This window comes from Acaryochloris sp. IP29b_bin.148, from assembly GCF_028285565.1.
GTDB lineage: Bacteria > Cyanobacteriota > Cyanobacteriia > Thermosynechococcales > Thermosynechococcaceae > Acaryochloris.
In genome coordinates this window covers 1-6967 of record NZ_JANQOY010000049.1, presented here as the reverse complement: position 1 = coordinate 6967, position 6967 = coordinate 1, and the positions used below count along the sequence as shown (strand labels likewise).

Sequence of the window (6967 nt, the reverse complement as noted above, 5' to 3'; positions counted from 1 at the left end):
ATTGCTTACGCAAAACAGGTCATCAGTTCGAAAATTTTTGGGATGCGGTGGATCATGCCTTCAGAAAAGTGTCCTAACCCAATCTTTGATTGCTATAGTAGTAGAATTCATGTTGATTCCTTTGGATATAGGGAGTCAGCAAAGGCATCGCGATAACTTTCCACGGTTGGGCGGTGCCTTTGCTCATGTCTCTATTGTACTATATTTGACATAAATTATATCAAATCTGACTAAATTTATTTTAATTATGATAGAATATAGTCACAGAAAAACATCGTCAACCATTCTAGAACCAGATTTAGCTATGTTCTGGTTAAAAACAGCAACATATGATTGATAAAGGAGAAACTATGACAGTGCTAGCAAGAATGAAATGGAAGCTGAGGGCGATAATGGCTGATCGGAAAATTTCAATCCATGAATTGGCAGAGCAAGCAAATTTCAGTGCATCGACTATCACCCGATGGAGAAAAGTTGATGAGATGCCAAAAATCAGCGGACCTGAAATGGATCGGCTGTGTGATGCATTGAAATGTGAAGACATCGACCTAATTGGGAAAGGGAAATTTCAATGATCAATCTCTTCCAATCCCCGAAGTATCAGCCCTTAAGGAATCCGTTCGCCACAATGAGAAAGGCATAGACCGGGTTGAACGTCGGGTGGATAAGCTTGAAACAGAACTTAAAGACTTTAGAGCCGAAGTCTCCGCCAAATTCGACAAGGTTGATGCCAAGTCCAATGATCTTGAATCAGGGTTTCAGACTCGCCTGATCATCGGTGTGGCCGTCATCGTGATCGCCAATGTCGTTATCAAGTATTTGCCGTGACTGCATACCTAGCCGCAGTGATTACCGTGGAGTACCCCATAGCTGGGTGGCGCGATCGCAAATTCTGATACCGCCCCAACTTTGCACCTAAAATTAACCGACTGAATCCAGGCTTAAATTTCAAATTCCAGCGAGATTCTATATTGCCTACCTAAGTCATTCAATCAAGCCCAGCACTGAGGCATCCCGGAAGTAATCCAATGAAAATCAAACTTTCAGCTCAAAACATTGCTCTTGCATCCCTTGCTGCAATTACATTTACTTCCTGGCTGGGACTAGGGCTAAGCATGAGGTCCAAGGCTGAGAATGAGACATTGACACCCGTTCAGTGGGTTTTGCTGATCCAAGGTTCGATTGCATATTCCGGGTTTATCGGAATTTTGATTAATGATATTGAGAAAGAGAAGAAGCCCGACAACCTTGTAGATGAATCGGAAGATGGTCGATGGTCTAGCATTGATGATCTGCAAGAACCAACCCGTATCGTTCTGGTTACTGGATTTGATGAAAGTCTTACCAGTGCCGCAGAGAGAACAGTGCAAGGGGTGAATACTATTGATGAACGGCTTATTAGACTCGCCAGGGTAAACACCACATTATTAGAGGAACCAAGGGGGAGTAAGGCAAAAGTTGAGCAAACACCTTTTCGCCCCTTCTTTTGCTGTTCCCGCTGTAAGTTCATTGGCGAGTATCGCGGCTCTTGTGCAGTTGTGCCCTTTGGCTGTGGCACAGGTGATCGTTCTGATGAATGCCGAGAGTTTGAGGCCAAAGACGATGGTATTCAAGGTGTTGAGATTGACAGGCCAGAATCTGAGATAGTGCGGGTTGCAATGGAAGCGTTAAATAATAGTAGTCTTTGGCAAGAATGATGCAATGCAGAAATGCGATCGTAAATTCTGATACCCTCGACTTGCACCTAAAATTAGCCATCTGAGACCCAACTGTAATCTTTCAAATTCCCTATGGTTTCCATAATGTCTAGGTAATATAAATCCCTTATGGTTTCTGAAAATTGGCAAGTGGCTGATTGGCTGATTAGTGGCTCGCTCCAATCCAGAGAAATTAGACTAGTGCTAAGGCTTCAGATTCAGTAGAGGCGTAACTATATGACCAACAGCAATTCTCAAAGATGGACCGATGATCGGCTTGACGCCCTTGCAGCCTCTACTCAGAGTTTGCTAGATGCAACGCAGGCTAATACTGCCACAATTGGTCAAGTACTTGAGCAGCAAAAAGCTACAGATAAGAAAATCGATTTGTTGATTGAAGGTCAGCTAGCAATGCAGACTTTACACGGTCAATTGGCAGAGCAGACATTGCAGCTTAAGCGGGCCGTTGACTATTTATTGAGCAAAGATGGCGGACAATCCTGATCAATGGAATCTGATGAAATCATCATCCGCTATTACTGCCCGCCGAAACCTGTCATGGTTGATCCTGGGAAGAGTCACCCCTGTTATGAGCGTGATTTATTGCTCGGCTGGATTTGCCAGGGTGAGTCCAAAAAGCCTGTACTCAAGGAATTCCCTGATGCTGAGATAGTGGCTAAGGGTAAATCCGATACCATTCCCCAAACTCGGGCCAAGCTCAAAAGAATCCAATAATGCAGCATCCCCAAGTAAAGGCAGGGAGCAGAGCAGAAGAATGTGATCATGGTCGGTGGGGTTGCGATCGCATCCCTTAATACGGTTATGGTTGCCTAAGTCTGAGGGTTGACCCTCAGACTTAGGCAACCATAACCCGACTTGAAATCCAAAATTCTATAGATCTCTATTACTGGGATCTGGCTTGCTATGGGGAGAAAACAGAATGATTGAGAAAATTCTCAAAGCGAGGAGATTTAATTGCCTATTTCTGCTTTTTCAGTTATTTATATTAGGTTTAATAGCCAATATCCTAGATTAACTGGATAAAATCCCAAAATGAGTGGATATCAACTTAAGCCGGGAAACCATATCCTTCAAGGATCTTACAGCAATGATTTTAAAGCTCTAAACTGACGGATGTTCCAGGTTTTTTTAGCTTGCAGTCATCTCTCTAAGCGTCCCGCTTTATGCTGGTAGCAAATGAGTTATTTTAAAGAATTTTGTTAATGCATAAAAGATAATTATTGGACTGATATCTATATTAGTTATCCCTAAATATAGGGAAAGGAGCAATATTAATGCTAATTTCAAACTTTGAACTTTTAGTCAAAGCGATTACGCCTATTCCTAACCCTCCCAGCGTAGATCGTACGGTCATTCAAGCATATTTTTTGACAATTAGTAATCTTGATGAAGATGACCCTGTAACATTAGATGTTTGTTTTACTGCTACTGGCCCAGATTTAAGCAATGCTATTACGTTCTTCGATGTCCAAGGCCCTAATCAGCCACAAGCCTTAAACCCCTTGCCAGGAAATCCTAAAAAAAGTGTTCGTACAATCACTTTGCCCGCTTGTGATACAGGTCAATTATTGTTGGCACCCAATGTCACAGCATTACTACCTGCCTCTAATTATGAAGTACGTGGATATGTAGAAATTCTAGTTAACCAAAACTCAGAGATACCCGATCCACAATTACTTCTTACAGCTGAATATCGTGGCACATTTTTACCAGAAAATATAGGCGATCCGCCCAGGGACTTAGATTTTGATCAGCTTTCATACGCTGTCCCTATTGCTGGCGGAGATCCACTGATACATTTTTAATCTAAACCCAATTCGGGATAAGCACATTTTTGCGATACTTCTACGAAGGTATGCAGATTTCAGCCTACGAAACATGAGGGTTTTAGCTTATCCCGAACTCAGATTAATCTAGACAGAATTAAACACAGAAATAGATTCTTTTGCTTAATTATGGGTATCAACTTAAACCGGGGCAAGTTTTATAGAGCACTTTCTGGGAAGCGGTTGTCTAAGTCTGGGAGAAGCATAATAGATCCCTAATCTAGGATCATTTATTCATAAAACTACAGGAATTTCCCAGAAAATAGATAATTAATTGCTATAGGCTAGGGATATATTGCGCTTCCTAAATTAGTTACACTTAACTCAGTTGTTGAGCCACATGAAATCCCAAGAGATAAGCTGTCATTTGCGGACTGACACGAGGTAGGGGTACCGAGGACAAATCTGCAACATGTACATTATGGGTTCCGAATACTTTGCCGGTATCTTCTGGGTTGTCTAGGCCCTTGTCGAGCACTGATCCGTAGAGACATCCTCCAGCTAAATGCTGTTCGGTTAGTAGAAATTTTCGACTATAGGTTTCGACATAATTATCGACTTGACCTTTGGTATAGGGAATCCGAGTCAGGCATCGGAGCAAACATTTCACAAACCAGTGAGGCTGATAACCAAGTTCATTCAAAAAGTCTATATGGTCCTTGATTACAGTTTTGGCAACTTCTTTATCCTGATTAAAACTAGTGTTCGGATCTGGGGCAAAGAAATCTAGTGTAATTCGTGAACTATCTTTGACGTAATATCCTGCTGAACGAGGTTTGAACTTCAGAATAGCAGTGACAAGCTCCAACTCTTGCTGTCTCGGTTTGCCTATGAGGCCATTCCACACAATCCTTACTCTATTGATGAAAAAGGCGACAATCTGGATCAAAATTCGTACTGCATTCTTAGTAAAGGTGAAGAGATTAGGATACTTAATCACCTTTCGTTTGAGCCAATTTGGTAAAAGTAGTGCCAGAAATAGATGAGATACCAGAAAAATAAGGCGATCAAATTCACCAGCGAAGAAGTCAAAGGTGCAAACAGTCGCTTCAGAATCTGGATCATCTCTCCATAAAGTCGTCGCAAACACAGGAACATAGTTATCCTTAGGAGTGGTGTCAATCCCTTCTTTAGGTATGTAGAGTCCCAATGGTAAAAGGATATGGTCGCTTACATGATGACCAATTTCGCCCTGACCCATTTCTTCACTGTAGGGTAGTAACAGGCGAGGGGTTGCCGCTCCAGCACAAAGAATGACTTTACAACCCTCCTTGAGGGAAACATATTCAGAGGTTTCATCAACAAGATTTTTAACATGGACTGCGCTACACCTTAACTCACCCGTATCAGTCGTCTCAAAATCCAGTTTTTGAACTTGACACTGGGTCTTGAGAACGATCCGGTCATCAAACCAATTAACGATGGAAACACCACTATGGGTGCGCTGACCAAATGGGTTGAAGAGAGAGGGAAAAAGGTGGAGGAGCTTCTCATCTTGTTCTGGGTGATTCGGAATATTTTCAAGTTCGTCATCACTTTCCTGAAATCCAGCTTTTTTAGCTATCTTCAACACATGTTGGGTTATCGGAGAGAGATCTTCTCCTGGGTCATCTCGGTCGAATCTGTAATTCAACTTTTGTTTTAGATCCTGCCAATATCCAACAGGCTGACCCACGTGAGTAGACAACCATTCGGACGATTCATGTATCATCGTGTAGTTGATCGACCCACCACCACCCATCGTGCAGGCTCTTCCAGAAATTATCGGTATGCTATTGGGGGTTTGAGTATTGTGCAGCTTAAAGATTTTACCTTCGGCAAAGGATTTAAGCCAATTTAGCTGATGGGCAATATCACTACTGTAGAAAAAATCCTCTCCTTCTTCCAAAACCAGAACTTTACCTTGAGCTTGGGAGTCCAAATAACGACTGAGAAACCCACAGGCCCCATTACCAGAACCAACTACGATATATTTGAACTCCATCTTTGCCTCCCTAGCCTATAGCTGTATTTCAATAACAGCGCTAAATCAACATCGAAATTACGATTAAGGTTTTGCTATCTAGAATCTTTCTAAAGCTACACACAAATAAAATAAGTGAGCTACAAAGGGAGCGTTAAGAATCTGAAGTCAGAATTATCATAAATCAACTACAGAATATTCATACTTCTTTTCCTTGCTCTCTATATGTAGCCACTAAAGTTTTCTTCTGAGTTTTTTCAGAAACTCTAAAGTTATTTCTGCTGTAGCTTTTTTTATAGCGCTGAAATCGCAGGGAGCCAGATGACCTCCTTCTAAAATAGAAAAAACAGCAGGTCGAATATTGTCTTTTAGCCAAAGGATCGTATCTATAGCAATATTATCTTCTTTATAAGAGACAATACCCTCCAAGTTAAACAGATTGCTATTATGGATGAGACAATGAGTCTCTTCCACATTAGGTTTAACATCAAGTCCAATCCTTTTCATCAAATCAGCAAGAAATTTGATTGGCACAGCGCTTTCAATTCCTGTAATTGCAGGAGCTAACAGAACAGAAGGCTGATTTTTAATCGAAATATCAGCTAAGTCTGCCTTACCTAAACTAGATTGAATCTGCTTAAACTGATCTTCACCTACACATTTACCAAGTGACTTGCTAAATCCTCTGGTTTCAAGATCTGTCAGCAACTCTAATAAGGCAACATACTTACAGCCAACACTATGACCGACCCAAAAGTAATTTGCTTTTCTGGATTTAGGATCCTCATCGTATATTGAGCAATCATATCCTAATTTCTCAGCCCGTTTCTTGATGGCAGCTACCACCTGAATACGCTTCTTCACTAACTTAATAGCTACCTTCCAATGGTTTGAAGTAAATTGGTAGGGAGTCGCTATTACAGTATATCCAGCATCAAAAAGTTGTCTTAGCAAATGACGATAGAATATGCTTGGGAAGCTTCCAAAAAAGATACCACCAATAACCTGAACAACACCAATTGGCTTAGGATGGATACTCACCCATGAGAAACCAATTGGTTTTAACTTAAATTTTGCATCCATTTTATTCTCCTGTTTTTTCAAAACTTTTATAGGATCAAATTCAGTCCATAGCTATTACATAGTTATTAAATATTGATTTGCTGTAGTTTTAATTCATTGTATAATCTATTTATTATTCAAAATCTATTTGAATTTTTACAATGATTACATCAGACTACCTTTCATCTAAATAAGATAAGAAAATGTACACATTCCCTTTAATGCCACAAATTCTATTTGTAATTAATAAATACCCATGCAAATCTTCAAAGTTAATTGAAAAAAATTCAATCTAGTAGGGGTAGATTCCCCGCTGCTTGCAGCGAAGAAATGGGATTGCAATCCAAATCTACGGTTTGGGAGCAAATCGTATTCCATACCCCGTCTGCTTGCAGCGG

8 protein-coding genes are annotated in these 6967 nt (G+C 40.8%); 6 read left to right on the top strand and 2 right to left on the bottom strand.

Annotated features, from left to right (window positions below; translation table 11 throughout):
• Nucleotides 1-329 precede the first annotated feature (329 nt).
• The 6 genes from Q0986_RS05425 (at nt 330) to Q0986_RS05400 (ending at nt 3523) form a co-directional block, all read left to right on the top strand.
• Entirely contained in the window at nt 330-575 is a 246-nt protein-coding gene (locus tag Q0986_RS05425; RefSeq protein ID WP_299405420.1) for a helix-turn-helix transcriptional regulator, read from the top strand.
• Nucleotides 553-828 carry a hypothetical protein gene (locus Q0986_RS05420; protein ID WP_299405416.1) on the top strand — a complete coding sequence of 92 codons (276 nt, stop codon included), beginning with the start codon at nt 553-555 and terminating at the stop codon, nt 826-828. The genes Q0986_RS05425 and Q0986_RS05420 overlap by 23 nt, the downstream gene beginning before the upstream one ends.
• A gap of 200 nt (nt 829-1028) precedes the next feature.
• Nucleotides 1029-1697 (top strand): hypothetical protein, encoded by a 669-nt coding sequence (locus Q0986_RS05415; protein ID WP_299405412.1) that lies wholly within the window; start codon nt 1029-1031, stop codon nt 1695-1697.
• Nucleotides 1698-1934: 237 nt separating this feature from the next.
• Nucleotides 1935-2201: a hypothetical protein gene (locus tag Q0986_RS05410; RefSeq protein WP_299405409.1), complete on the top strand. Its 267-nt coding sequence runs from the start codon at nt 1935-1937 to the stop codon at nt 2199-2201.
• 3 nt (nt 2202-2204) lie between these two features.
• Nucleotides 2205-2432 carry a hypothetical protein gene (locus tag Q0986_RS05405; RefSeq protein ID WP_299405404.1) on the top strand — a complete coding sequence of 76 codons (228 nt, stop codon included), beginning with the start codon at nt 2205-2207 and terminating at the stop codon, nt 2430-2432.
• A 560-nt stretch (nt 2433-2992) separates the two neighbouring features.
• Complete coding sequence (locus Q0986_RS05400) at nt 2993-3523, top strand: hypothetical protein (RefSeq protein ID WP_299405401.1); 531 nt, start codon at nt 2993-2995, stop codon at nt 3521-3523.
• Nucleotides 3524-3863: 340 nt separating this feature from the next.
• On the opposite strand, the gene Q0986_RS05395 is transcribed toward Q0986_RS05400, so the two are convergent.
• Together Q0986_RS05395 and Q0986_RS05390 are read right to left on the bottom strand one after the other, a co-directional pair.
• Complete coding sequence (locus tag Q0986_RS05395; RefSeq protein ID WP_299405397.1) at nt 3864-5528, bottom strand: GMC oxidoreductase; 1665 nt, start codon at nt 5526-5528, stop codon at nt 3864-3866.
• A 213-nt stretch (nt 5529-5741) separates the two neighbouring features.
• Nucleotides 5742-6590 carry a DUF1350 family protein gene (locus tag Q0986_RS05390; RefSeq protein WP_299405392.1) on the bottom strand — a complete coding sequence of 283 codons (849 nt, stop codon included), beginning with the start codon at nt 6588-6590 and terminating at the stop codon, nt 5742-5744.
• Nucleotides 6591-6967: the final 377 nt, after the last annotated feature.

Bases quoted from the DNA above. Each gene is read 5' to 3' on its own strand.
- Q0986_RS05405 (WP_299405404.1), top strand. From the start codon at position 2,205: ATGGAATCTGATGAAATCATCATCCGCTATTACTGCCCGCCGAAACCT.
- Q0986_RS05425 (WP_299405420.1), top strand. From the start codon at position 330: ATGATTGATAAAGGAGAAACTATGACAGTGCTAGCAAGAATGAAATGG.
- Q0986_RS05410 (WP_299405409.1), top strand. From the start codon at position 1,935: ATGACCAACAGCAATTCTCAAAGATGGACCGATGATCGGCTTGACGCC.
- Q0986_RS05415 (WP_299405412.1), top strand. From the start codon at position 1,029: ATGAAAATCAAACTTTCAGCTCAAAACATTGCTCTTGCATCCCTTGCT.
- Q0986_RS05390 (WP_299405392.1), bottom strand. From the start codon at position 6,590: ATGGATGCAAAATTTAAGTTAAAACCAATTGGTTTCTCATGGGTGAGT.
- Q0986_RS05395 (WP_299405397.1), bottom strand. From the start codon at position 5,528: ATGGAGTTCAAATATATCGTAGTTGGTTCTGGTAATGGGGCCTGTGGG.
- Q0986_RS05400 (WP_299405401.1), top strand. From the start codon at position 2,993: ATGCTAATTTCAAACTTTGAACTTTTAGTCAAAGCGATTACGCCTATT.